Source organism: Luteibacter sp. P4_E6, assembly GCF_056401535.1.
Map to the genome: position 1 here is coordinate 1 of NZ_JBFUJE010000822.1, position 1,252 is coordinate 1,252.

Annotated in this window: 2 protein-coding genes; one reads left to right on the forward strand and one right to left on the reverse strand. The window is 65.1% G+C overall.

All coding sequences use genetic code 11. The annotated features are described in order from the left end of the window. A partial coding sequence (locus AC1DT2_RS23795; protein WP_477299155.1) for a TraB/GumN family protein occupies positions 1 to 539 on the forward strand: 539 nt, incomplete at its 5' end. Here the strand turns inward: AC1DT2_RS23795 and AC1DT2_RS23800 are convergent. Next, positions 506 to 1,252 (reverse strand): Lnb N-terminal periplasmic domain-containing protein (locus tag AC1DT2_RS23800; RefSeq protein ID WP_477299157.1); only part of this gene is annotated, 747 nt, incomplete at its 5' end. The genes AC1DT2_RS23795 and AC1DT2_RS23800 overlap by 34 nt on opposite strands.

Genomic DNA, 1,252 nt, shown 5'->3' on the forward strand with positions numbered 1-1,252 from the left:
TGGTCGAGCTATACAAGAACGCCGTCAAGAAAACCGGCCTGGGCAAGGCCGGTGTCATCACGCGAACCGTCGTGGCCATCGCCACCAAGTACAACGTCAAGCAGACACCCGTGCAGTACACGCTGATGGTCGACGACCCGCGCAAGGCCGTGAAGGAGTTCAAGCGTTCGACGCTGGACGACCTCTCCTGCTTCACCCTCAGTGTCGACAACATCGATGCCCAGCTCGCCGACATGACCCGGCGCGGCAATGCATGGGCCACCGGCGATATCGCTGCGCTCCGCGACGACCGCACGGCGAAACAGCGCGCGGCCTGCCTCGATGCCGTCACCGACGGCGGCGTGGCGCAACGGATCGGCCTGACCGACATACCCAAGGCCGTACGCAACGCGTGGCTCGCCGTGGTGGACACCGCCATGACCCACGACACCCAGGCCGTCGCCATCGTGCCGATCGAGGACCTCCTCGGCGACGACGGCTACCTCGCGGCGCTCAAGGCAAAGGGTTACAAGGTCGAGGCACCCGACGACGGCGACTGAGCCGGTGATGGAACCTGCGCGGGCGGCACGCCCTCGCGAATGATCGCCGAGAAGTCGTCGCCCGGTCGGGTGGCCCTCGCCCGGTCGGTGATTCGCCCGAGCCGCCGCCATTCGTCGGTGGAAAGCCGACTGTCGAGCGCGCCGTTGTCCCTCAGGTAGCCAGGAAGGTAGCCGGTCAACAGCAGGCGGATATCGAACGGAAGGCCACTGTCGATGCGCCGCGCCATGCGATAGACGATGGTCGTGCAGTTCGACGTCACCGTGTTGTAGAAGCGCGGGTGCTGCACCAGCTCGTTGGCTGCCGTCACGTACGAAAGGAACAGCGAACGCATCGCGTCTTTCGGCATCCGCAGCGGGAAGACGTAATCGTCCTCGCCGCGCACGTTGGTCCGCACGCGCACGATGTCATGCTCGTCGGCGGCGATCAGGACCAGCTCGAACTGCTTGAAGAAGCCCCCGACCTCCGAGAATGCCTCGCCTTTCTCCCGACGGATCTCCATCGAGAAGACCACGTGGCGGCCGTCGTCGAAGCCGAAGGACAGCATGGCGTGCGCGATCGCCTCGCTCGACCAGTAAGAGAGAATCGCGTCGGCCGACACCAGGTGATCGAGATCGTAGTCACGCGTTTCCCAGCGCGCGTCGTAATCGTCGTCGGTGCGCCAGTCGAAGTCGCGTACGTTGTGCAGGGTGACGTGGGATCCATGGACCTCCCC